This window comes from Larkinella rosea (assembly GCF_003858635.1).
GTDB classification, from domain to species: domain Bacteria; phylum Bacteroidota; class Bacteroidia; order Cytophagales; family Spirosomataceae; genus Larkinella; species Larkinella rosea.
On the sequence record NZ_RQJO01000008.1, the window covers coordinates 1179697 to 1202949 of the forward strand.

23 protein-coding genes are annotated in these 23253 nt (G+C 50.6%); 19 read left to right on the forward strand and 4 right to left on the reverse strand.

The window, feature by feature from the left end; translation table 11 throughout:
• Positions 1–1062, forward strand: a complete 1062-nt coding sequence (locus tag EHT25_RS13635) for a zinc-binding metallopeptidase family protein (RefSeq protein ID WP_124875339.1) — start codon at positions 1–3, stop codon at positions 1060–1062.
• Here the strand turns inward: EHT25_RS13635 and EHT25_RS13640 are convergent.
• Complete coding sequence (locus tag EHT25_RS13640) at positions 1059–2885, reverse strand: ABC transporter ATP-binding protein (RefSeq protein ID WP_124875341.1); 1827 nt, start codon at positions 2883–2885, stop codon at positions 1059–1061. The two genes, EHT25_RS13635 and EHT25_RS13640, sit on opposite strands and share 4 nt — an antisense overlap.
• 133 nt (positions 2886–3018) lie before the next feature.
• On the opposite strand from EHT25_RS13640, the gene EHT25_RS13645 reads away from it, so the two are divergent.
• From EHT25_RS13645 to EHT25_RS13670, 6 genes are all read left to right on the forward strand, one after another.
• The gene (locus EHT25_RS13645; protein ID WP_124875343.1) at positions 3019–3372 is read left to right on the forward strand and encodes a PadR family transcriptional regulator; all 354 of its coding nucleotides are present in this window, start codon (positions 3019–3021) and stop codon (positions 3370–3372) included.
• Position 3373: 1 nt separating this feature from the next.
• Positions 3374–4018 (forward strand): hypothetical protein, encoded by a 645-nt coding sequence (locus tag EHT25_RS13650; protein WP_124875345.1) that lies wholly within the window; start codon positions 3374–3376, stop codon positions 4016–4018.
• 9 nt (positions 4019–4027) lie between these two features.
• On the forward strand, positions 4028–4687 hold the full coding sequence (locus EHT25_RS13655; protein WP_124875347.1) for a hypothetical protein: 660 nt from the start codon (positions 4028–4030) through the stop codon (positions 4685–4687).
• Positions 4688–4813: 126 nt separating this feature from the next.
• Positions 4814–5692, forward strand: coding sequence for a PE-PGRS family protein (locus EHT25_RS13660; protein WP_124875349.1), 879 nt, complete (start codon positions 4814–4816; stop codon positions 5690–5692).
• 48 nt (positions 5693–5740) lie between these two features.
• Positions 5741–7204 carry a 1-hydroxycarotenoid 3,4-desaturase CrtD gene (gene crtD, locus EHT25_RS13665; RefSeq protein WP_124875351.1) on the forward strand — a complete coding sequence of 488 codons (1464 nt, stop codon included), beginning with the start codon at positions 5741–5743 and terminating at the stop codon, positions 7202–7204.
• A gap of 78 nt (positions 7205–7282) precedes the next feature.
• Positions 7283–8461 carry a cation:proton antiporter gene (locus EHT25_RS13670; RefSeq protein ID WP_124875353.1) on the forward strand — a complete coding sequence of 393 codons (1179 nt, stop codon included), beginning with the start codon at positions 7283–7285 and terminating at the stop codon, positions 8459–8461.
• On the opposite strand, the gene EHT25_RS13675 is transcribed toward EHT25_RS13670, so the two are convergent.
• Positions 8458–8772, reverse strand: a complete 315-nt coding sequence (locus EHT25_RS13675) for a hypothetical protein (protein ID WP_124875355.1) — start codon at positions 8770–8772, stop codon at positions 8458–8460. The genes EHT25_RS13670 and EHT25_RS13675 overlap by 4 nt on opposite strands.
• A 228-nt stretch (positions 8773–9000) precedes the next feature.
• On the opposite strand from EHT25_RS13675, the gene EHT25_RS13680 reads away from it, so the two are divergent.
• The 5 genes from EHT25_RS13680 (at position 9001) to EHT25_RS13700 (ending at position 14246) form a co-directional block, all read left to right on the forward strand.
• Positions 9001–10446 (forward strand): M16 family metallopeptidase, encoded by a 1446-nt coding sequence (locus EHT25_RS13680; RefSeq protein WP_124875357.1) that lies wholly within the window; start codon positions 9001–9003, stop codon positions 10444–10446.
• Between the two features lie 94 nt (positions 10447–10540).
• Positions 10541–12634, forward strand: coding sequence for a M16 family metallopeptidase (locus EHT25_RS13685; protein WP_124875359.1), 2094 nt, complete (start codon positions 10541–10543; stop codon positions 12632–12634).
• Between the two features lie 224 nt (positions 12635–12858).
• Positions 12859–13425 carry a hypothetical protein gene (locus EHT25_RS13690; RefSeq protein ID WP_124875361.1) on the forward strand — a complete coding sequence of 189 codons (567 nt, stop codon included), beginning with the start codon at positions 12859–12861 and terminating at the stop codon, positions 13423–13425.
• Between the two features lie 111 nt (positions 13426–13536).
• A complete protein-coding gene (locus tag EHT25_RS13695; protein ID WP_148095887.1) occupies positions 13537–13776 on the forward strand; it encodes a hypothetical protein in 240 nt (79 codons plus the stop codon).
• 29 nt (positions 13777–13805) lie between these two features.
• Positions 13806–14246: a hypothetical protein gene (locus EHT25_RS13700; RefSeq protein ID WP_124875365.1), complete on the forward strand. Its 441-nt coding sequence runs from the start codon at positions 13806–13808 to the stop codon at positions 14244–14246.
• A gap of 124 nt (positions 14247–14370) precedes the next feature.
• Here the strand turns inward: EHT25_RS13700 and EHT25_RS13705 are convergent, their stop codons facing one another.
• Complete coding sequence (locus EHT25_RS13705; protein ID WP_124875367.1) at positions 14371–15570, reverse strand: hypothetical protein; 1200 nt, start codon at positions 15568–15570, stop codon at positions 14371–14373.
• Positions 15571–15702: 132 nt separating this feature from the next.
• Here EHT25_RS13705 and EHT25_RS13710 point away from each other — a divergent pair, with 132 nt between their 5' ends.
• The 7 genes from EHT25_RS13710 (at position 15703) to EHT25_RS13740 (ending at position 22842) form a co-directional block, all read left to right on the forward strand.
• Positions 15703–16077, forward strand: a complete 375-nt coding sequence (locus EHT25_RS13710) for a hypothetical protein (RefSeq protein WP_124875369.1) — start codon at positions 15703–15705, stop codon at positions 16075–16077.
• A 108-nt stretch (positions 16078–16185) separates the two neighbouring features.
• Positions 16186–18552: a TonB-dependent receptor gene (locus EHT25_RS13715; protein WP_124875371.1), complete on the forward strand. Its 2367-nt coding sequence runs from the start codon at positions 16186–16188 to the stop codon at positions 18550–18552.
• A gap of 44 nt (positions 18553–18596) precedes the next feature.
• Positions 18597–19793: a sialidase family protein gene (locus EHT25_RS13720; RefSeq protein WP_124875373.1), complete on the forward strand. Its 1197-nt coding sequence runs from the start codon at positions 18597–18599 to the stop codon at positions 19791–19793.
• A 12-nt stretch (positions 19794–19805) separates the two neighbouring features.
• Entirely contained in the window at positions 19806–20612 is an 807-nt protein-coding gene (locus tag EHT25_RS13725; protein WP_124875375.1) for an MbnP family protein, read from the forward strand.
• Between the two features lie 28 nt (positions 20613–20640).
• The gene (locus tag EHT25_RS13730; RefSeq protein WP_124875377.1) at positions 20641–21018 is read left to right on the forward strand and encodes a hypothetical protein; all 378 of its coding nucleotides are present in this window, start codon (positions 20641–20643) and stop codon (positions 21016–21018) included.
• A gap of 126 nt (positions 21019–21144) precedes the next feature.
• The gene (locus EHT25_RS13735; RefSeq protein WP_124875379.1) at positions 21145–21612 is read left to right on the forward strand and encodes a hypothetical protein; all 468 of its coding nucleotides are present in this window, start codon (positions 21145–21147) and stop codon (positions 21610–21612) included.
• A 135-nt stretch (positions 21613–21747) separates the two neighbouring features.
• On the forward strand, positions 21748–22842 hold the full coding sequence (locus EHT25_RS13740; RefSeq protein ID WP_124875381.1) for a cytochrome-c peroxidase: 1095 nt from the start codon (positions 21748–21750) through the stop codon (positions 22840–22842).
• A 16-nt stretch (positions 22843–22858) separates the two neighbouring features.
• Here the strand turns inward: EHT25_RS13740 and EHT25_RS13745 are convergent, their stop codons facing one another.
• Positions 22859–23239, reverse strand: coding sequence for a MerC domain-containing protein (locus EHT25_RS13745; protein WP_124875383.1), 381 nt, complete (start codon positions 23237–23239; stop codon positions 22859–22861).
• Positions 23240–23253 lie beyond the last annotated feature (14 nt).

The following is a 23253-nucleotide window of genomic DNA, read 5'->3' on the forward strand; positions in this document are numbered from 1 at the left end:
ATGAAACATTTTAAGTGTACGCACTGCGGAGAACCGAACTATTTCGAGAATAGCCGATGTACGCACTGTGAATACCCACTCGGTTTTGTGGCCCGTGAGCTGGAATTGCTTCCGCTAATAGCGCAGGATGCTGAGACATTCCAGATTTACGGTCAGGATGAGACCTTGTATCGCTATTGTGCCAATCACCAATACGGCGTTTGTAACTGGTTGGTGGAAGACGGTCACTCGCGGTATTGCGAAGCCTGCAAGCTGAACCGGACCATTCCCAATTTGAGCAAACCAGCCTATTTGCAGCGCTGGAAAGTCATCGAAACCGCCAAACACCGGCTGATTTATTCGCTCCGGCGCATGAAACTGCCGATCATCGGCAAATCGCTCGATCCGGAGCGGGGGCTTTCGTTCGATTTTCTGGCCGATGGCACTCAGAAACGCGTCCGAACCGGCCACATGCGGGGCCTGATTACCATCAATATTGTGGAAGCGGATGACATCGAACGGGAAATGACCCGCCAGAAAATGGACGAACCGTATCGAACCGTTCTGGGCCATTTCCGGCACGAAATCGGGCATTATTACTGGGATCGTCTCATCCGAAACACCGACCGGATCGACAATTACCGCGAACTGTTCGGCGACGAGCGCCAGAGTTACAAAGATGCGTTGCGAAACCATTACCAGCAGGGGCCACCGGCGGGCTGGAATCTGAACTACATCAGCGCCTACGCCAGCGCCCACCCGTGGGAAGACTGGGCCGAGACCTGGGCGCATTACCTGCACATTCTGGATACGCTGGAAACGGCTTATGCCTTCGGGTTAAGTCTTCAATTTCAGTCGGTTATCGATTCGGTGAACGGGGTTCAGGAAGAAAAAATCGATCCGTACGATCCCGAAAATTTCAAGACGCTGATGGATTTGTGGGGGCCGCTGTCGTTTGCCATGAACAACCTGAACCGCAGCATGGGGCATCCGGATCTGTATCCGTTTGTCATTCCGCCGGGTGTTATGGAAAAACTGAGCTTTATTCACCGGATTTGTTACCAGGCCCGGAAAAGCTACTAAACCGTCAGTCGCCGGTAAAACCCTTCTTCCAGTTCCAGCAAGTCCTGGTGCGTACCGCGCTCGACGATTTCGCCGTTTTGCACCACTAGAATTTCGTCTGCGTGCTGAATGGTGCTAAGTCGGTGGGCAATCACCAGCGTGGTCCGGTTTGCCATCAGCCGGGTCAATGCTTCCTGCACCAGCTTTTCCGATTCGGTATCCAGCGCCGAAGTGGCTTCGTCCAGAATCAGAATGGGCGGATTTTTCAAAACCGCCCGGGCAATGCTGATGCGCTGCCGCTGCCCGCCCGATAATCGACTTCCCCGGTCACCGATCATGGTTTGGTAACCCTGCGGCTGGGCCATGATAAATTCGTGGGCGTTGGCAATTTCGGCTGCCCGCATTACTTCCTTTTCCGTGGCCGTGCTGCCGAACGCGATGTTGTTGAAAATGGTATCGTTGAACAGAATGCTTTCCTGGGTCACGATGCCCATTAAATTACGGAGCGAATGCATCGTGCAATCCCGTAAATCTACGCCATCGATCAGAATCCGGCCTTCGGAGGGGTCGTAGAAACGCGGGATCAGGTCGGCAATGGTCGATTTTCCCCCTCCCGACGAGCCCACGAGGGCAATGGTTTTGCCTTTTTCGAGCGTAAAACCGATGTTTTTCAAAACCGGTCGGTCGGGCTGGTATGCAAACGAAACGTTCTGAAGTTCGATGTTTTGTCGAAAACCGGGTAGTTCAATCGCGTTGGGTTTGTCCTGAATAACCGGCACGGTATCGATCAGTTCCAGCACGCGTTCGCCCGACGCAATTCCGCGCTGCGAACCGCTGAAGGCATTGGAAATTTCCTTGGCCGGGCGCGTTACCTGCGAGAAAATCAGGAGAAACGTGATGAAGTCCGACGCGGATAAATCCGACTGGTGCGTCAGGACCAGCGAACCGCCGTAAAGTAAAATGATGGCGACCACCGAAATGCCCATGAATTCGGAAAAGGGCGACGCCAGCTCGCGCCGGTTGGCCAGCGACCGCACGGCTTTGCGATACCCATCGTTTTCGGTCTGAAATTTTTGAGTTACGAACGGTTCGGCGTTGAAGCCCTTCACGACGCGCATTCCGCCGAAGGTTTCGTCGAGCAAACTCAGAATGCCGCTCAGCCGCTGTTGCCCGGCCTGCGCATCCTGTTTCATGCGCCGGACGAGCATGGCAATAAAACCGCCCGAAACCGGGATGACCAGCAACGCAAAAAACGTCAGGTTGACCGAAATGCTAAACAGCGTAATGACGTAGGCAACCAGCAAAAAAAGCTCTTTGGAAGCCGCCGAAAGGCTGTTGGCAATCGAATTTTCGACTTCCTGCACATCGGTGATGGTGCGGGCGATGAGGTTTCCTTTGCGTTCGCTCGAGAAAAAACCGAGGTGTAGCTGAATGGCCTTGGTAAAAACCGTCTCCCGCAACCGCGCCACCATCCGGGCTTTGAATCCTTCCAGTTGCCTGACCGATAGATACTTAAATAGATTGTTCAGCAAAACCGTCGTCACCACGATCACGCAGACGAACTGCAGGGCGCCGAGTTTGCCGTATTGTCGGAAAAAATGCGCGAAATAATATTGAAAGATTTCCGTGGGCGTCGTCTCAAACGACAACTTTGGGGGAGGTTGGTTGAGGAGTGCCTGCAACTTGACCGGGTCTATTTTATCGAAAAGAACGTCCAGTAACGGGATCAGCAGCGTAAAGTTCAATACCCCGAACACGCTGGCTAACAACGACGTAAGCAGAAACGGCGCCAGAAAGCGGCCCAGCGGTCGGGCGTAGGAAAGTAAGCGAAAATAGGTTTTCATGTGGTGCAAAGATACATAGAAGACTATGATTACGGTGATGGACTATGATAACAGTGATTATTCTTCGCAATGCCTAGCTTAAAAGTATACCTAATATTTTTATGTATACGATCTTTTCCTTATATTTGTGAATATGAGCAACAATCAGCAGTTACTTAAAGGCAGTTTGTCCGTCATAATCCTGAAACTACTGGAGGAGCAGGAGCGCATGTACGGCTACGAGATTACGCAGAAGGTAAAAGCCCTGACGGCGGGCGAGATGTCGATCACGGAGGGCGCGTTGTACCCGGCTTTGCACAAACTCGAAGCGGAAGGTTTGCTGACGACCGAAACCCAGGTGGTAGAAGGGCGAGCGCGGAAATATTACTCGCTGACGAAAGACGGCCATACCGAAGCCGTGAGCCGGATTTCGGAACTGGGCGCGATGCTGGAGAATTTGCAACGACTGTTGAACCGTGGGCTGGACCCACTAAAACCGGCTATTTGACATGACACTGACCACCGACCAACTCCGGGCGATCGACCGCCACCTGCGGAAAGACAACTGGCTGCTCAACGAAGATTTGATTGCCGAACTGGCCGATCATTACGCGAACGCTATCGAAGAACGCATGGCGAACGATATTCCATTTGATCTGGCCCTGCTCGACATTCACAAAGGATTCGGCGGACGAAAGGGGCTGCTGAAGATGGAAGAAGATTACTACACGAACCAAAGTCGGGGATATTTCCGGCATTTTAAATCGATTCTGGGCAGTTATTTTCGATTTCCACGACTTTCTCTGACGGTTTTTGTTGCGATTGCCTTTTATCTTTTAAATACGACCTACCCGCTCTTTTTAAAATCAATCTACCTAGGAGGAGTGTTTCTGGTTATCCTTCTTATGTCCTACGTCCTGGCATTTCGGCAATTGGCTTACTGGCATAAATCCGGTGTTGGTCGAATGGCATTGCAAGGCGTAAATTCTGCTTTATTTATTGGCTATTATTCGCAACTGTTTTTGCCCGAAAAATTGATTCAGGGATTTCATCCGGTTTTTACGACGCTGATTTGTATGGTGTTCTTTTTATACGATATGAGCACATTGGAGCTCTTTATGAAATACACCAAAAAACGGATCAAAACCGCCTAATTTTCGCCCATGCTGACGTCCTATCAACTCAGTAGGCTCCGGTACGATCTTCGTACACTCGCTCATATCGAGTACGAAGAAGTTGAAAATGAGCTTCTGGACCATTATGCCACACTGACCGAGCAAAAAATGGCAGAAGGTCATGATGTTGAACACGCCAGTTCGTATGCCTGGGCAGAGCTGGGCGCGGGACCCGGTTTGAATGCCATTCAGCGGGACTTTGAGAAGAATATTAAAAAGCAGGTTTCTGCCCGACATCTGGAAATTTTAAAGAGTTATTTCCGCTGGCCGACGATTGTAACGACGGTTTTAATTGGCGTTCTAATTTACATCGTAACTCCTTTCATTTCGGCTCGAACTACTTTGATCGGCACCTATTTTGTCGTACTCATTCCATTAGGCATTTTAGGGTTTTCTTACTTAAAAAGCCGTGAATTAAGTAGTAGCAGCCGTAAAATTACCTGGGCTCATTTGAATGCGAGAGCAGTTTTTATTGTGAATATTTTTCAAATGTTACTTGGCTTGCCATTCCAAGGAGATAGTTCTGCAAGGGTTCATTTTTTTCAGACAAACCTTACTGTTGTTGGTATGTTGGAGTGTGTTATCGTGGTCTACTTGCTAAGTTTTATTCAACTATACCGCGAAAATTTCCGCTACAAAACCGCCTGAATGAACCCACTAACTGAAGCTTGGGTGGCTCGGTCCGTGAGCACGATAACTCAAAATAAATCGCCAAATACGACTAAGTGCGGCCATTTCACGTTATTTGTAGCGTACAACCTTGCACCAAACCGAATGCAGTATCGATATCTGGCCATCAGCCTGCTTCTTTTCCTCAGCTCCTGCGGGATCATTTCGCCCAGTTCGTCCAAATCCGACCGGTTTTCGACCAGTCCGGAGAAGTTTCCCGTTCAGGCGGGGCTGGTCGATGAAGCATCGGGAATCGTAGCCAGCCACACGATGGACGGTCGGTTGTGGGTGGAGCAGGACGGCGGTAATCCGGCTGAAATCAGCTTGTTAACCACGGATGGTAAACTGGAAAAGCGGTTTTCGGTGCCCGGCGTTGCCAACCGCGACTGGGAAGATCTGGCGATCGGGCCGGGGCCCCAGAGTGGGGTTTCATACCTGTATCTGGCCGATATCGGCGATAATTTCAAGCAAAACGACGTCAGCTACATCTACCGGTTTCCCGAACCGAAAAACACGAACGAATCCATCAGTGGCATCGAACGGATCAGTTTTCGCTATCCCGACGGCCCGCGCGACGCCGAAGCGGTTTTGCTCGACCCCCAAACCCGCGATCTCTGGATTGTGAGTAAAGCGGAAGAAAAGGTGCATGTGTACCGATTGCCGTATCCCCAAAGCACAACTGATGTCATTAAGGCGGATTATTACGGCGAATTGCCGCTGAGCCTGATTACGGGTGGGAGCGTTTCGGCCGACGGCGAAGAAATCGCGCTAATTTCGTACCTGGGGGCATATCACTGGCGCCGGAAAAGTGGCCAGTCACTGGCGGATGCGATGCAGAAAAATAGCAGCAGCACCCTGGCAACCGACCCTATTGGTACGCAGAGCGAAGCGATTTGCTTCGATAAAAATAGCAATGGTTACTACACCCTTCCCGAAAAAGGCAACCAGGCTTCCGTAACTTTAAACTACTACAAACGGTTATAGTGGAGCGGAGACAAAAGCACATGTTTCCTACGATAATTACTACTCGTTTTGTCTAAAACCGCTGCCGTTGTTGGAGCCGGTATTGCCGGTATTGCGGCCGCTATCCGGCTGGCTGTCAAGGGATATCGGGTCGATGTGTTCGAAGCGAACTCGTATCCCGGTGGTAAATTGTCCGGTTTTACGCAGAACGGTTTTCGGTTCGATGCCGGGCCGTCGCTGTTCACGATGCCGCAGCTGGTGGACGAATTATTTCAACTCGCCGGTCGCAATCCCAATGATTATTTCGACTATATCCGGCTGGAGGAAACCTGCCGGTATTTCTGGGACGACGGTACGCAGCTGACGGCCTGGGCCGATCGCAATGCGTTTGCCCGCGAAGTGGAAAACCAGTTGGGCGAACCCGCCGATCATTTGCTGGCGCACCTGGCCGACAGTGCGGCTAAATACGACATCACCGAAAAGCTTTTTCTGCACCGTTCCCTGCATAAACTGTCGACATGGTTCAACCGTGACGCGCTCTACGGGTATTTGAATCTGCCAAAACTGGAGGTCTTCAAAACCATGAACCGGGCCAACGAGCAGCGGTTTCAGAATCCGAAACTGGTTCAGCTTTTCAATCGGTACGCGACCTACAACGGCTCCGATCCCTACCAGACGCCCGCGACGATGAACATCATTCCGCACCTGGAATACAACATCGGCGCTTTTTTTCCGAAAGACGGCATGATCGGGATTACCAACAGCCTGGTGCGGCTGGCGGAAGAACTGGGTGTGCGGTTTCAGTATAACACGCGGGTGATGGAACTGATAACGGAGGGAAACCGGGTAACGGCTGTCGTGGCTGACGGTCAACGTCCTTTGGCCTATTCTGTCGTCATTTCCAACATGGATATTGTCAGCACGTTTCACAAGTTATTGCCGAACGCCCGACAGCCGGAGCGGATTTTACGCCAGCCGAAGTCCAGTTCAGGATTGATTTTTTACTGGGGAATCCAGCGCGAATTTCCGGAATTGGGCCTGCACAACATCTTTTTCAGTGCCGATTACCGCGCTGAGTTCGACGCAATCTTTAACCGGAAAACACTTTCCGACGATCCGACGGTTTATCTGAATATTACGTCGAAACACAAACCGGATGATGCACCGCCGAATTGCGAAAACTGGTTTATTCTGATTAATGCATCGAATAATTCCGGCCAGGATTGGGATGAATTGATCGCGAAAACGCGGGAGAATATCATTCGGAAACTGAGCCGGAACCTGGGTGTCGATGTCGCATCGCTGATCGTCTGCGAGTCGGTTTTAGATCCCCGATCGATCGAAATCCGCACGTCGAGTTCGCAGGGCGCGTTGTACGGCAATAGTTCCAACAACCGGTTTGCGGCTTTTCTGCGCCACGCCAATTTCTCGCGCCAGTTCCGGAACCTGTATTTTGTCGGTGGCAGCGTTCATCCGGGGGGCGGCATTCCGCTCTGTCTGTTGTCGGCGAAAATTGCGACGGACCTGATTTAACGGTTTTGCAATTTCAGCGACTGCCGACCGAAAGAAGGAAAACAGTATATTGCGGTTTTTGTACCGAAACCCGATGGCATGGATACCTCGTACCTGATTATCATCTTCAGTTTATCGGTTCTCATTTCGTACGTTTTTGACTTGCTCAGCAGTCGCTACAAAACGCCGTCGGTGATTCTGCTGCTGGCGTCGGGGATGTTGCTACGCCAGGTGACCAATTATTTCGCGTTTCAACTGCCCTATGTCGATACCATTTTGCCCACACTCGGTACGCTGGGCCTGATTCTGATCGTACTGGAAGGCGCCTTGGAGCTCGAACTAACGGGCGACAAACTGGGGATGATTCGGCGGGCGTTCTGGGCGTCGCTTTCGTCCATTCTGGTCACCTCGCTGCTCATGGCCGCGCTGTTTTACGTGCTGATGGAAGCATCGTTTTTCAAATGCCTGGTGGCCGCCATGCCCTTTGCCATTATCAGTAGCGCCGTAGCCGTTCCGGGTGGGAAAAACCTGAATCTGTCCAGCCGGGAATTTGTCGTCTATGAATCGTCCTTGTCGGATATTCTGGGTGTAATGATTTTTAACTTTCTGGTTTACAACGCATCCGGTGGTATTCTGTCGATTCTGTCGTTTGCCAAAGATACCCTGATCATGGTGGTTATTTCCCTGATCTGCTGCTTTTTTCTGCTGTATCTGATCAGTAAAATCAACCATCATATCAAGTTTTTGCCAATCATTTCGGTGCTGTTTCTGGTCTATGCCGTCAGCCGGATTTACCAGCTTTCTCCGCTGCTGTTGATTCTGGTTTTTGGCCTGTTTCTGAACAACACCGAGCTCTTCATCCGGGGCCGTCTCGACCGGATTTTTAAGAACGACCTGTTTGAAAAAGAGCTGGATCAGTTCAAAAACCTGACTGCCGAGGGTGCCTTCATCGTTCGTACGTTTTTCTTTCTGTTGTTTGGGTATGCGTCGGATGTGTACACGCTCATTGAGCCGGATGCACTGATTGTCAGCTTTTTATTGCTACTGATTTTGTACAGCGTCCGGACGGGCGTTCTGCGGTTATCGTTGCCGGGCAGCATCAATCCGGTGGTTTTCATCGCCCCCCGCGGACTGATCACGGTTTTGTTGTACCTCAGTATTCCGGAAAATCTCAAACTGGTCGGTTTTCGCGATGGTATTCTGATGGCTGTTGTGCTGCTGACAGCTCTGGTGATGATGGCGGGTGTGGTCAGTTACAAAGAGACGGAACCGCTCTAACGTACGTAGGCCAGGAAACCGTACCATTTCCGGGTTTTCCAATACGTCAGATCGTGCTCATTTTCAAACGCTTCGCGCTCAAAACTGATGTTTCGGTAGGCGTCATAATGGGCACCGAATTGCCAGCGCCGGACGAGGTATTCCAGCAGATACCAGACGTAAAACGGGATAATGCCCAATTCCAGTTGTTGCCGAAGGTGAATGCGTTCGTGGTGGAGCAAAACCGCATCTGGCTCTTTCGTCCGAACCAGCACAAAGGGAAATAAAGCCATACCACTCACCCACAAAAACGGCACCCGGACAACTATCATAAGCGGTTTTTAAAAACGAAGATACCAGAATAATAACCGGCGATTTGCCAGAATAAAGTAAAAGTATTCTATCCCTTCTTGCTAAACCACTCACCCTTCATTTTCAGCCTTTTAACAAACTTTCACAGCCAACAATTTCGGAACTATTTCCCGCTATAAAAAACATTGTATATTTGAAAATGACCGGCCAACCGGAGTTAACATATTCTACATTTTAGTAAACTCATTATGAAAAGAACCGTGCTTTATGTTGCGTTAAGCCAGTGCCTGCTCTGGTCGGCGGTGGCGCAAACGCCCAGGAAAACCGCGCCAAACCGGCCCGCTCCCAAACCGGCCGCAACGGTTTCGACGGCTCAAAAAGCCCCTGCTACCACACCAACCGAACAAACGACCGCGCGCATCAAATTCACCGAATACGACCTGCCGAATGGACTGCATGTGATTCTGCATCAGGACAATACAACGCCACTGGTGGCCGTCACGATGATGTACCACGTGGGTTCGAAAAACGAACAACCGGGCCGGTCGGGATTTGCGCACTTTTTCGAACACCTGATGTTTGAAGGCTCCGACAACATCAAGCGGGGCGAGTACATGAAGATTGTCAAAAGCGCGGGCGGGCAATTGAACGCCAATACCTCCAACGACCGGACGTTCTATTACGAACTGTTGCCTTCCAACAAACTCGAACTGGGTTTATACATGGAATCGGAGCGGCTTTTGCACGCCCGGGTAGACGAGAAAGGCGTTGAAACCCAGCGCGAAGTGGTGAAGGAAGAGCGTCGGCAGCGGTACGAAAACCAGCCTTACGGTAGCTTTTTTCCGCAGGTATTGAGCCACGCGTTCAAGGTTCACCCGTATAAGTGGGCGCCCATCGGCTCGATGGAAGACCTGAATGCGGCTAAAATCGACGAGTTTCGCGATTTCTACAAGGAATTCTATATCCCGGGAAATGCCATTCTGTCGATTGCCGGTGACATCAATCCGGAAGACACGAAGAAGCTGATCGACAAGTATTTCGCCGAAATTCCGAAAGGAGCGAAAACGCCGTATCGGCCAAACGTGAAAGAACCGGTGCAGAAAGCCGAAGTTCGCGACATCGTGTACGACAATGTTTCGCTGCCGGGTGTATTTCAGGCCTATCACATGCCCGCGCAGGGCGATCCGGATTACTACGCACTGGACGTGTTGCAAACCCTGCTGGCTGCGGGAGAAAGCTCCCGGATGAACAAGGAACTGGTTGATAAACAGCAAAAAGCCGTGCAAACCGGCGTGTTCCCCCTCTCGACCGAAGACCCCGGTTTGTTCATCTCGATTGGTATCGCCAACATGGGCGTGAAGGCGGAAGACCTGGAAGCGGGCATGAACGCGGAAATCGAAAAAGTGAAGAAAAACCTGGTGTCCGACGCCGAATTCCAGAAGGTGAAAAACCAGATCGAGACCAATTTCGTGAACCAGAACGCGGGCGTCGCCGGGATTGCCGAGAGTCTGGCGAATTACAAAATGTACCTGGGTGATGCCAACCTGATCAACACGGAACTGGCGCGCTACAACAAAGTGACGAAGGAAGACCTGCGCCGGGTGGCCAACAAATACCTCACGAAAGAAAACCGGGTGGTTTTGTATTACCTGCCGAAGGCGATGGAACCGAAGAAAGAAGATAAGGGAAAGTGAAAAATAGACATAAGAGGATAGACAAGGGAGAATAGACTAATCCGCAGAACGGAAGTCTCATGTCTCTCATCTCACATCTTTACTCTACAAAAAAATGATGAAAACAAAATATATACTGGCTGCGGGCCTGCTGGCTCTCGGTCTGTCGACGCAGGCGCAGACGCTTGATCGAACCAAATTGCCCGCCGATGCCCCGGCTCCGGCCATTAAAATTGGTAAACCGGTTTCCTTTACGCTCGCGAACGGGCTGAAAGTGTTCGTGGTCCAGAACAACAAGCTGCCCCGCGTGGCTTTCAGTCTGTTGTTCGATTACCTGCCCATTCGTGAAGGCGACAAGGCCGGTTACGTCAGCATTGCCAGCCAGTTAATCAAAACCGGTACCAAAACCCGGACGAAAGACCAGATCGACGAGGCCGTTGACTTTATTGGCGGCAGCCTGAACACCTCACCGACCGGGGTGTATGCGATGTCGCTGAAAAAACACACGCCGAAAATGCTCGAGGTGATGTCGGATGTGGTTTTGAATCCGAAATTCACGCAGGAGGAACTCGACAAGCTGAAAAAGCAGACCAAATCGGGGCTGGCGTCGCAGAAAGATAACCCGTCGGCTATTGCTACGCGCGTAAGCAGTATTCTGGTGTATGGAAAGGATCACCCCTACGGCGAACCGGATTCGGAAGAAACCGTCGACCGGATTACGCTGGACGATTGCCGTAAATTCTACGAAACCTATTTTCGCCCTAACATCGGTTACCTGGCCGTCGTAGGCGATATTACGCCGGAAGAAGCGCGGCCGATGGTCGAGAAATACTTTGGCAAATGGCAGCCGGGCGAAGTGCCGAAGCCAACCTACGACATGCCGAAACCGCCCGCCAAAACCACCGTTGTGGTGGTGGATCGGCCCAGTTCCGTGCAGTCGATGGTGTATATTACGCATCCGGTGCAGCTGAAACCGTATACGACCGAGTCGATTCAGGCCAGCCTGACGAACGATATTCTGGGCGGTGGCGGTGGCAATGCCCGTTTGTTTAATAACCTGCGCGAGAAACACGGGTATACCTACGGTGCTTATTCGACTTTGACGAGCGACCGGCTGGTGGGCCGTTTCCGGGCCAATGCGAGCGTACGTAATGCCGTGACCGACAGTGCAGTGGGTGAATTTATCAACGAGTTGAAAAACATTCGGAATTCGAAACCGTCGGCCGATGAGCTGAAAAGCACGAAAAACACGTTTGCCGGAAATTTCATTTTTACGCTGGAAGACCCGGAAACGATTGCTGACTTTGCGATCAATACCGCCCGCTACCACCTGCCGGAAGACTTTTTCTCCAATTACCTGAAAAGCGTCGATGCGGTTACGGTCGATCAGGTGGAGGCATCGGCCAACAAATTGATCGATCCGGAGCACGCGTACATTGTGGTGGTGGGAAAAGGTTCGGAAGTGGCCGACAAACTGAAGCGGTTTGGTGACATTGTCTATTACGACCTGAACGGGAACAAAGTCGACGCCCCGACACCGGGTAAACTGACGACGTCAGCAGTGCCTGCCGGATTGACCGCCGATCAGGTATTTGATAAGTACCTGACGGCCATTGGGGGCAAAGATGCGATTGCCAAAATTACGGATGTCACGCAGAAACTGACCACGGAAGTGCAGGGCACCAAAGTCGATATTGAGAGCAGGCAGAAGGGGATGAACAAGTTCAAGTTATCGGTGAAGGCGATGGGTCAGGTGGTGCAGCAGGTGACTTCTGACGGAGTGAAGGTGAAACTGGAAGGCGGTGGTCAATCGAAAAGCGTCGCGGATGAAGAAGCCCGGATGGAAATTTTGAAAAATGCGATTTTCCCGGAACTGCTGTTTGCGACGATGGGTGCTAAAACCGTATTGGCCGGAACGGAAAAAATCAACGGCAAAGATGCCTATAAGATTGATGTGACGCTGGGCAAGAAAACCATTTCGGAGTTTTACGACGTTGAAACCGGTCTGAAAGTACAGTATACGGCCATCGAGCAGGGGCCGCAGGGCGAAATGGCCGTCAACACCGGCCTGAGTAATTACAAGGAAGTAAACGGGGTTAAATTCGCAAATACGCTGACGCAAAACCTCGGACCGATGACCATGAAAATGGAAACGCAGTCGCTGGTGGTGAATACGGGGCTGGATGACAAGGAGTTTGCCGTGCAGTAAGGGCGGTTTTTGGTTTAAGGTATACGGTTTTCGGTTGGCTGGCGTGCTCAAAAAGACGTCAAGTATCCGAAAACCGTATATTGTTAGTATGAGGTTATTTTTCCTGATCTAGTATAAAATACCGATTCGTTTTAAGGAAACGGTTTATAGTACTAATGGCCTTTCCAACCAATCAACAGCGTGTAGAGTCCAGTTAGATATTCTTTTATTAAAGCAGAACGAATATGAAAAACGGTCTCTTGCTACTTCTGGCAACTAGCCTACTCTGTATTCAATGTTCACTGGACAAACCAGTGATTGCGCCTAAAATTGATAAGGAAAAGGCTAGCATACAGCTCATGAAGGAGTTAGTCCCTCAATTGACTGGGACATGGACGATTAGACAACTTCAAATCAAGTATCAACACAGTCAGTTTCAGAATGAGCTTAAGATCAGAAAAGATACTATTTTGACCAATTTTGCCACCTTAACTCTGGCACGCGCATCTCAGCAAATCGACGCTACTAGAGATCGATACCAAGGTTATATTCAGTACGGTCCCAAAACGTATCCGATCCGTTTCGATTTATTAGCCGGTCCCTGGATTTTCAGTAAAAAGGGACCTAAAGCTTATTTCCTGCTTGAGTACAACTTTCCTGTGGGTACTTCACATTCCACCGAAAAAGAAGAATATTTTCTGCAACAGATTGGTTTATTACTTGAGAACTTCTCCCTGGAGACAGCCAAAGATAGTATGATTTGGCATGGCTTAAATCGAGGGATTGCACAGATTGATTTGATTAGAAAGTAAGATTATTCAGATCTTAAAATTTATATTTTAGTGATTTTTTTACAATAGATTTTATGCGCTACCTGGCAGTTTTCCTGCTAATTGTAGTAGTTGCTTGGCAATGCAGTCAGTTTGGTTATCATTCCATTGGCGGATAAAATAGAATATTCCTACCATGAAAACAGCAACCACAAACGCGAAGCGATGTGGTATTTTAAGGACAAAAAACAATTAGGATTAGAAGAAGATTTCGGCAGTGGCTATGGTATACTGTGGCTTGGCATTACCCGTTCGAAGTTAGAGCAACTCATCGCGCCATCTCAGCAAGAAATGCCCTTGGATAGTCTACTTGGGCAAGCATTTATTCATTGATTTTGAGTAGGTTACACAAATATAATGTTATGAAAATCGCCTTTGCCATTTTCTTTATTGAACTAATATGCATTAGCCTATTTAGCTGTTCAAAATTCGGAGAGCCTGATTCTTCTAGCCGGTTTTTGGGAACCTATATGATTAGACGGAATACTCAACTTATGGATCCTTCAACAGGTAATCGTTTTTATGTTGAGGACACTATTATCTTGACCATTGGTAAGTCAAATACCGTTTCAGAGATCCATCTTTTCGGCCAGGATTCGTGTACCGCTATTTTTAATAAGGATAAATTTGTTATCAACTTACACGCTACTAAGCGAAAATACGGTGACATTATAAAGCAGCCTTATGAAGTAACTGGCATTGGATCATTTAGTGGCGATAGCATTTTCTATACTGAAAATTTAGGATCGGGCTCTTATTTTGGATTACGAGGGACAAGTCAACTTATAGGGGTAAAGCAATAAGCACTATTCTAAATGTAAGAAGATAAGCAGGTTGCTTATAGTTCTTCCCCGGTTATCACTCGCAACATGCGAGCCGCCGTAGCGACAGCCCACCGAAAATCGTATACCATAAACCGAAAACCGTTTACCGCCCAATCGGCCGGATGCCGGATTTGCGGACGTCGGCGACGACGATAAACCGGTAGCGGGGGTCTTTGTCAAACGAATCTTTTGAGTTGCGGTAATGCCGCTGGGCGCGTTGGCGGGCTTCCGTAAATAGTTTTTGCGAGGCTTTTTGACGACGAAACGATCTGATTTTTCGTAAATCCAGGTCGCCGATCATCGAGGTTTCCAGACAGGCCAGGTCCTTGTGTTCGGCATCACGGTAATAGCCCAGCACGCAGTGGTCGGCCATCAGCACCAGAACCGGGTCGATGTGAATGGAGCGAAGCACCGACGCCATCAGCACCATGCCGTCTACGCAATTGGCCTGCCGGTTGTTCCAGGTCTGGTCGATTGTCCGAATCCGCTGGCTGTAGAGATTCTGTGATACGCCGGTGCTCGAATTGGTCGAGATCGAACTGTAGCGAATGCCGCGTTTCTGGAGCGCAAACCAGATCGAAAAAACCTGATCGTCGACGCGTTTTTTATCGCCCATCTGATACCCATCGAAACCGTCCACAATATCGGTTTGCAGCGCCTGGGTCAACACCTCGTCCACCACCGGATCGTCTTCGTTGATGTAAGCCACGTACATGTAATTCAGGTCCAGATCACCGGTACCGGTTTCGTCGTCTTCCCAGTAATAGGGGCAGTCGTTGACCGAACGCATCGTGGCAACAACCGTCCGATGCCCCACTTTTTCGTTGTCGATGTAGGTAGTCACCGTAAAATTGACCGGTGTCGGTTGCAGCAGACCGCGCAGCTTTTCAAAATTCCACAGAATCCGGGGCGTAATTTCGTAGTCTCTGCCTTCCTCCCGCATCGTTCCTTCAAAAACCGTGGCCTCGCTGAAAGGTGTTGCGCCGACTTCCACCCGAACTGGTTTATTGAGGCCCGGATTATAAACCTGAACCGCCACATTTCCGTCGCCATCGCCCAGTTTATACGTTTGTTTTTTGGGAGTTGTCGTGGCCCGAGCCAGCAAATAGGAGGGAAAAAGTTGCTGTTCCATACCGACCACAACCGAAACTCGCTGCCGGGTTTCCGGTGCGGCATTGGTGGAAGAGGACGACGAATGAGCAAGTACCTCGGCAGTGATTTCGACAGGGGCCAACTGCGAAAAACCGACCGAAGAAAACAAATAAAATACACTAAATGCTAGTGCATTACGTAATAATGTCATTTTAGGAAAGGCAGTTACGATATATTATACGGTCGGCTACGCGAATTAACAAATTATTACGATTGGAGTCAATAGGTAATATCTCCTCCGTCTCAACATTTTTTTGTACTATTGTGCGGTTTTTAAAATGGTATGCGCACCGTCCTGGCTTACGTCCTGCTGATTGCCACCCTGCTGCCCAGTTTCAGCCAGTGGGGAACGATTGCGTATTACCATGTCAACAAAGACTACATTGCCAGTGTCCTCTGCGAAAATCGCGCCAAACCGGAGCTGCATTGCGACGGGCAATGTTACCTGGCCAAACGCCTGACCGCCCAACAGAAACAACAGGACAAGGCCACCACCGAACGCGTTCAGAAAACGCCGGATTTTCAGCTGTATTGCCACATTGAGGTGCCGTTTTCATTCCAGCCGGCTAGCCAAAACCGCTCGGCCGATTTGCCGGATTATCTGCTGAAAACGTACCCATCTCCACTTTTGTATTTACTGCAGCCCCCTCAGGTTTAAGGGTTCGGGGACACCGCCGTGCGGTTTGTGTCGCCTTGCCCGATTCATTCGACCACTGGATGTCGTCCATTGGTTCGTCATTTAATTTGATCAAACCTGAACTTACTCATGACTTTTTTATACCGGCTCATTGCTGCGGTTTTCGTGGTAATGACACCCTTTCGGGCGTTGTCCCAAATGACTATTCAAGGCACTATTTTTGATGCCAAAACCAAAGAGCCCCTGGCGGGGGTGACGGTTTCGTCGGATGATCATAAAACCGGTACCGTTACGGATGCCAACGGCCGGTTTTCGTTCCAGACAGCCACCGAAAAATTGCTGATTTCGGCGGTCGGTTTTCAGTCGCAGGAACTGGAACCGTCGGAAAAACCGCTGCACATCGCGCTGGAACCCGCCGTGGAAAACCTGCAAACGATTGTCATTACCGCCAACCGCGAAGCGCAGAAACGAACCGAAGCGCCCGTGGCCATTTCCCGGCTTTCGCCCACCTTAATTGATGAAACCAAGCCGACGTTGCTGAGTGATCTGATCAATAAAACACCGGGGGTGGTGATGCTCAATTACAACAACGAGCAGCACGGCATGGGCATCCGGCAGCCGTTCGGCACCAATGCTTACTTCCTGTACCTCGAAGACGGTCTGCCGATCCGGCCGATGGGCGTTTTTAACCACAACGCGCTAATCGAAATGAACATTTTCACCATCAGTTCGGTAGAGGTCGTGAAAGGTCCGGCTTCGTCGCTTTACGGGCCGGAAGCTGTCGGGGGAGCGATCAATTTCATTACGCAGCGACCCACGGCGGTGCCGACATTTCGGGTGGGTATTCAGGGCGATCAGTGGCATTACGGCCGCATTCAATACGGTGGGGGCGGTATGCTGACCAAAAAGCTGGGCGTTTACGCGGGCGGTTTTTTTGCCCGGCAACGCAATGGCTGGCAAACCCGCTCCGACTACGACAAGGTGTCGTTCAACGGCCGGGCCGAGTACGCCTTTACGGGCCGGACGCGCCTGACGGGCACATTTTCGTACAACGATTACTACTCGCAAACCGGCGGCAGTGTCGACAGCATTGCGTTTTACAACCGCCAATATACTTCGACCTCCGATTTTACGTACCGAAAAGTGAAAGCCATCCGCTCCCGGTTGACGCTCGATCACCAATGGAAAAACGGTTCCGAAAGTTTCGTTACGGCGTTCTACCGCGACAATTCAATTGGCCAGAATCCGAGTTACGGCATTCGCTGGACGAGTGGCGCCACGAAAGCGACGGGTCAGATCAACGTCAATGCTTTCACCAGTTACGGGCTGGTTGCCCAGCACAGCCAGCGGCTGCCGTTCTGGAGTAGCCGATTGCTGGCCGGGCTGGTCGTTGACGAGTCGCCGACAACGTACAACGCGTATCAGATCGACCTGGAAGCCCGGTTGCGGCCCGATAAAAAATCGGTGGAACAGTATAAACTGGTTCAGGAACGCCCTGATCTTCAGTTAGCTGATTATTCCGCCGATGTTCACAACTCGGCGGTTTATGCGCAATTGGATTTGAATCCATTGCCTGCGCTGCGGATTTCGCTGGGCGGGCGGTTCGACCGGATGGCGTTTGATTACGACAATTACCTGGATAAAAGTACCGGTCGAAAAGACTACAGCCGGTTTACGCCTAAAATCGGTTTGACGTATGATCTGGGCCACGATCGGGGCTTGTACGCGAATTACAGTCAGGGTTTTTCACCACCGGTTCTGACCTCGGTTTTTACCAAACGCGTCAACGTTCAGCCGGGCGATCCACTGTTTTATTACAACCTGCAACCAGCGTATTTCAACAACTACGAAGTGGGCGGCTGGGCCTCGTTCCTGAACCGGAAAGTGTACGTCGATGTGGCGTTTTACCAGATGGATGGTCGCAACGAATTGCTCAACATTCGCCTGCCTGATAACAGCACCGATTACCAGTCGGCGGGCCAGACGCTGCACCGGGGCGTTGAGTACAGTTTGACGTATCGTCCGTCGAGCCAGTGGTTTTTCCGGTTTGGCGGTACCAATTCCGTCCACCGGTTTGTCGATTTTGCGTTGAGCAACCGCGCGTCGGATGCTCTGAAAAACGTAAATGGATTCGATATGCCGCAGGCTCCGCGCTGGGTGGCCAACACCGAACTGACTTATAAGCCGCGCTGGGCGAAGGGCTTCCGGATTTCGGCGGAATGGCAGCGGATCAGTTCGTGGTATCAGAACCAGGTCAATACGGTTTCGTACAACGACCGGGGCGCGTTCGGTGGGCGGGGCATCAGCGTCGTCAACCTGCGGGCCGGGTATGCGCTGAAGCGGTTTGAGGTGTTTGCCAACCTGATGAATGCCACCAACGAACTCTACGCGACCTCGGCGACGCGGGGCAACAACGCCACCGACCGCACGACCTACACGCCCGCGGCTCCGCGGACGCTGGTGGGCGGGATTCAGTACAATTTTTCAAAACAATAGCGGTTCCGAAAACCGTAAACAGCATACCGAAAACCTTACTTTTTATGAAAAACAGTATTCTCATTGCCGCCATTCTGTTGTTTGGATTTGCCGAGCGGCCCGCCAAAGAAATCCGGCTTTCGAACCCGCAGTTTGTGGGGGCAACCCCGCGCCTGACCACCGATCACCGGAACAATCCGGTGTTGAGCTGGACGGAAAAAGAAGGCGAAAAGGTGCATTTTTATTTTGCCGTATCGGAAGATGGTGGTCGGACATTTGGCGAGAAAAACCGGGTGAATTCCCCGGCAGTTTTTTCGACCCACGCCGAAGGCATGCCGAAGGTGGCTTTCAAGAAAGACGGTACTATTCTGGCCACTTTTGAAGTGTCTCGCCCAACCGCCGAGGCCCCGCGCGCGGGAGATTTGCTGTTTGTTACTTCCACCGACGGTGGCCAAACCTGGACCGAACCCAAAGCCGTTCACCGCGATGTAACGGCGGGCAAAGGCCACTCGTTCAGCAACCTGAACCGCCTGCCCAATGGCGAAATCGGGATTGCGTGGCTGGACGAAAAAGCCGCCAGCAAAGAAGGCCGAACCGTGAAATTTACCCAGACCCTGGCGGGTGGCGGTTTTGGCAAGGAAGTGCTGGTGGACGACAACGCCTGCCAGTGCTGCCGGACCAACGTGTTTGTCGATACGAAAAACCAGGTTCACATTGCGTACCGCGATTTGCTGGACGACGGTGCGCGGGACATCAGCCACGCGGTTTCGGCCGACGGCGGAAGGACGTTCACCAGCCCAAAAGTGGTTTTTAACGATCAGTGGAAAGTGAATGCCTGTCCGCATACCGGCCCCGACGTGGCGCAGGTGGGCAATGATCTGTTCGTGACCTGGTTTTCGGGGGGCGAAAAAACGCCCGGTATCAAACTGGCGAAGCTGGGTTCGACGCAACTGGTTTCGGGGATCATTTCCGAGCGCACTAAACACCCGCAGGTGGCTTCGGTCAACGGGCAACTGGTCTGGGTCTGGGACGAATCGATGGAACTGAAAAACGCGGCTGGTGAGAGCCGGTTTATTTCGCGGATCGGCATGCGAAAGATTGTCAACGGCACGGCTTCACCGATTACTTATCTGACACCAACGGACGTAAATGCGGTTTTTCCGGTTTTGCTGGCGACCAAAAAAGGACTTTTAGTCGCCTATGAACAGCAGAAAAACCAGCAAAACAGCGTTATAGTGAGCAGATGGATTGATTCCTTTTAAGCAACGTTGACTATGAAAAACTCCCATTTTCTTTCGGCTATGAGCACTATGCTGTTTGTCCTGCTGTTGATTGCCTGTCACAATGATCCGCTGGAGCCGGAATATGGTACGGTTCAACTGAAATTCGATAACGTAGTCGGAACCAGTGATTTGAAACTCGATTCGGCCACCTATACCAACGGCAGCGGAGAGCCTTTTTCGGTCTCGAAACTGAACTATTTTGTCAGTAATATCAAGTTGAAAAAAGCAGATGGCTCATCGTATGTCGTGCCGCAGGACAGCAGTTATTTTCTGGTGATGGAAAACAATGCGGCATCCCAGTCGATCATGTTGCACAATGTCCCCGCCGGTACCTATACGGGAATCGACTTTGTGGTGGGAGTTGACAGTCTCCGGAATACGATGGACATCGGAAAACGGACCGGCGCATTGGACCCCGGTGGTGCGGCTGCTGGCATGTACTGGGACTGGAATTCCGGTTACATTTTCCTGAAACTGGAAGGCACGTCGGCCAAAGCGCCGGTGGATGCGACCGGAAGCCGGAACTTTATGTACCATATCGGGTTATTTGGCGGGTATAAAACCAAAACGATCAATAATCTGAGAACCATTCAGTTATCGTTCAATACCAAACCGGCTCAGGTCGTGATGTACGGAAAAACCGGTATTCAGATCAAGGCGGATGTGTTGAAACTGTTCGACGGCGTCAAACCGCTCAGTATTGCGAAGAATCCGGACATCATGGTGTCAGATTCATCTCGTAACGTCGCCAATAATTACGCGACGATGTTCAGTGTCGGTACGGTTCAGGTTGAATAAAGCACGGACTAAAGTCCGTGGGTAAGTTATGCGGAAATTGCTTCTATTTAGCTGGTTATGTGCCGTTTTGCTGCCGACGTTCAGTCAGTGGGGAACGATTGCGTATTTCCAGCTTAACAAGGAGTACATCGCCCGGGTTTTGTGCGAAAACCGCAATCGCCCGGAGCTTCACTGCAACGGGCAGTGTTACCTCGCCAAACGACTGAAAGCGCAGCAGGAAAAACAGGATCAACAAACCACCGAACGGGTGCAGAATACGCCCGTTTTTCAACTGTATACAGAACCGCTTTTGCGGTTTACTTTCCTGCCTAAGGCGCCGGTTCTGCGCACAAAAACCAGCTTCATTTATCAGCTTTTTTCCTATTCGGCGCCCTTAGCCGATGTCCTGCATCCGCCCTGTCAGTAAAACAAAATCAACCATCAATCGAAGGGCTACTGACCGTGCCAATGCGGTCAGGCGGTACGCTTTTCGCCGGTTTTGCCGGTAAAAAGCACGGGGATTTTTGTTTTTCTGATCAATCACTGGGTATCAATGAAGAATGATAAGAGTACGGTTTTAGCAATCGGTTTTCTGTTTTTATTCAACTGGGCTTGTGAATCCAACAAACAAGCCGAAACGCATCATCACCACCAACCGGATTCTTCCATTCAGACGGCGCTGCCGGGACCGGTTGCCGAGCTGGAAAAGGATGTACTGGCAATACACGATAGTCTGATGGACCGAATGAGCGAGATGATGCAACTTCAGGAAGATGTTTCGTTAAAACTGCAAAAAGCTGGTGGACAGACCCAAGAACGCGGTTTGCAGATTCTTCAACAATTGAAAGAAACCGACGAACGCATGACGGACTGGATGCACCACTACAAGGGGGATACGTTACCGCAACTCGATGAGAAAAATGGCGTGGCCTATTTAAAAGGTCAGCAGGCAAAAGTGAACAAGTTGAGCCAGCGGATGCGGAAAAGCATGGCGGACGCGCAAACGTATCTGAAAGAATGAGACCAATTGGGCAAATCGGGTAACAATTGGCATGCTTTTGGAAATGACCAGGAAGTCCGTCATACGTTAATGTTCGTCCGGACGTTTTAATGTAGTAAATTAGCGTTCCAAATTTGGGAGTAGAGGTAGATTGATATGACGCGTTGGCAACATGCGGGAATAGTAGCGGCCATTGTTTTTTACGGCTTCGCAATCGGCTGTCAGAACGATTCCGGGAAGAGCGATCCAAAACCGGAACCCAAACCGGTTGAGTTTAAAGCGACGCCCTATAAGTGGACAAAACCGACCAATTTTGAAGAACCGCATTACGATTTTACTAAAAATCCACTGACAGTAGAAGGTGTTGCGCTGGGGAAAACGTTGTTTTACGACGGTATTCTGTCGCGCGATGGGAAGATTACCTGTGCTTTTTGCCATTCTCCCTTTGCCGGTTTTGCCCATACTGATCATCCGCTGAGCCACGGCATTAACGATAAAATTGGTACCCGCAATGTCCCCGGAATCGAGAACGTAGCCTGGAAACAGGCGTTTTTCTGGGATGGCGGCATTGTCGACCTGGACTTATTGCCCATTTCGCCGATTCAGAATCCGGTCGAAATGGGCGATTCCCTGGCGAATGTATTGAAGAAAGTGCGGGCGAGCGGGCAGTATCCGGCGCTCTTCAAAGCGGCTTTCGGAACGGAAGAAGTAACGACCGAGCGGTTTCTGAAAGCTTTGTCGCAGTTTATGCTGACGATGGTTTCGGCCACCTCCCGGTACGATAAATACGTTCGGAAAGAAGCCGGGGCAACGCTGACCGACCAGGAATTGCGCGGAATGACCTTATTCAAGCAGAATTGTTCGGGCTGTCACGCGGGCGAACAGTTTACCGACCAGAGCTACCGGAACAACGGATTACGGATGCAACTCGCTAACAGTAAGGACTTTGATTTGGGACGGTATCAGATTACACTCAACCAGGACGACTACAACAAATTCCGGGTGCCGAGTCTGCGGAATGTTGAACTGACTCCGCCCTACATGCACGACGGCCGCTTCACGACGCTGGAAAAAGTGCTGGATCACTACATGAATGACGTTCAGGATACGCCCCAACTGGATCCGTTGTTGAAGAAAAACGGAAAAACCGGGTTCACCTTTACCACCAACGAAAAGGCGGACATTGCGGCTTTCCTGCGCACCCTGACCGACAGCGATTTTATGAAAGATCGCCGTTTTCAGCCGGATTGATCAGGAAAGGGTGTTGTTAATGCGTGTGCCGCAGCCGGTGAAGCCGGATGTTGGTCAGGTGCGTCAGAACCAGTCCTAAAGAGGCTGCGTAACCGAGGTATTCAAACGTTTCGCTCACCTCTTCCAGAATAATGGCAACGGCAAAAACGCTCAGGAAAAACCACAAACTGGCTTTGATGGCGGGTGTGGTAAAGTGCCGGGTGGCAAAATAAACCGCCACGATGTTGACGCCAATGAAAATGTAATCGAGGCTCAGGTAGCCAAACCGCACTGTATCGTTAGCCAGAAACGACGAAGAAACCAGTAAAACGGGCGTGATCAGGCAATGAATGATGCACAATACCGATCCACTGATGCCGATGTAATCCGCCTTTCTGTTTAACACTTCCAGTTTCATAATTTCTTTGTTGC

Bases quoted from the DNA above. Each gene is read 5' to 3' on its own strand.
- EHT25_RS13635 (WP_124875339.1), top strand. From the start codon at position 1: ATGAAACATTTTAAGTGTACGCACTGCGGAGAACCGAACTATTTCGAG.
- EHT25_RS13720 (WP_124875373.1), top strand. From the start codon at position 18,597: ATGAAAAACAGTATTCTCATTGCCGCCATTCTGTTGTTTGGATTTGCC.
- EHT25_RS13730 (WP_124875377.1), top strand. From the start codon at position 20,641: ATGCGGAAATTGCTTCTATTTAGCTGGTTATGTGCCGTTTTGCTGCCG.
- EHT25_RS13700 (WP_124875365.1), top strand. From the start codon at position 13,806: ATGAAAATCGCCTTTGCCATTTTCTTTATTGAACTAATATGCATTAGC.
- EHT25_RS13710 (WP_124875369.1), top strand. From the start codon at position 15,703: ATGCGCACCGTCCTGGCTTACGTCCTGCTGATTGCCACCCTGCTGCCC.
- EHT25_RS13715 (WP_124875371.1), top strand. From the start codon at position 16,186: ATGACTTTTTTATACCGGCTCATTGCTGCGGTTTTCGTGGTAATGACA.
- EHT25_RS13655 (WP_124875347.1), top strand. From the start codon at position 4,028: ATGCTGACGTCCTATCAACTCAGTAGGCTCCGGTACGATCTTCGTACA.
- EHT25_RS13660 (WP_124875349.1), top strand. From the start codon at position 4,814: ATGCAGTATCGATATCTGGCCATCAGCCTGCTTCTTTTCCTCAGCTCC.
- EHT25_RS13735 (WP_124875379.1), top strand. From the start codon at position 21,145: ATGAAGAATGATAAGAGTACGGTTTTAGCAATCGGTTTTCTGTTTTTA.
- EHT25_RS13740 (WP_124875381.1), top strand. From the start codon at position 21,748: ATGACGCGTTGGCAACATGCGGGAATAGTAGCGGCCATTGTTTTTTAC.
- EHT25_RS13705 (WP_124875367.1), bottom strand. From the start codon at position 15,570: ATGACATTATTACGTAATGCACTAGCATTTAGTGTATTTTATTTGTTT.
- EHT25_RS13645 (WP_124875343.1), top strand. From the start codon at position 3,019: ATGAGCAACAATCAGCAGTTACTTAAAGGCAGTTTGTCCGTCATAATC.
- EHT25_RS13640 (WP_124875341.1), bottom strand. From the start codon at position 2,885: ATGAAAACCTATTTTCGCTTACTTTCCTACGCCCGACCGCTGGGCCGC.
- EHT25_RS13690 (WP_124875361.1), top strand. From the start codon at position 12,859: ATGAAAAACGGTCTCTTGCTACTTCTGGCAACTAGCCTACTCTGTATT.
- EHT25_RS13675 (WP_124875355.1), bottom strand. From the start codon at position 8,772: ATGATAGTTGTCCGGGTGCCGTTTTTGTGGGTGAGTGGTATGGCTTTA.
- EHT25_RS13670 (WP_124875353.1), top strand. From the start codon at position 7,283: ATGGATACCTCGTACCTGATTATCATCTTCAGTTTATCGGTTCTCATT.
- EHT25_RS13745 (WP_124875383.1), bottom strand. From the start codon at position 23,239: ATGAAACTGGAAGTGTTAAACAGAAAGGCGGATTACATCGGCATCAGT.
- EHT25_RS13680 (WP_124875357.1), top strand. From the start codon at position 9,001: ATGAAAAGAACCGTGCTTTATGTTGCGTTAAGCCAGTGCCTGCTCTGG.
- EHT25_RS13650 (WP_124875345.1), top strand. From the start codon at position 3,374: ATGACACTGACCACCGACCAACTCCGGGCGATCGACCGCCACCTGCGG.
- EHT25_RS13685 (WP_124875359.1), top strand. From the start codon at position 10,541: ATGATGAAAACAAAATATATACTGGCTGCGGGCCTGCTGGCTCTCGGT.
- EHT25_RS13725 (WP_124875375.1), top strand. From the start codon at position 19,806: ATGAAAAACTCCCATTTTCTTTCGGCTATGAGCACTATGCTGTTTGTC.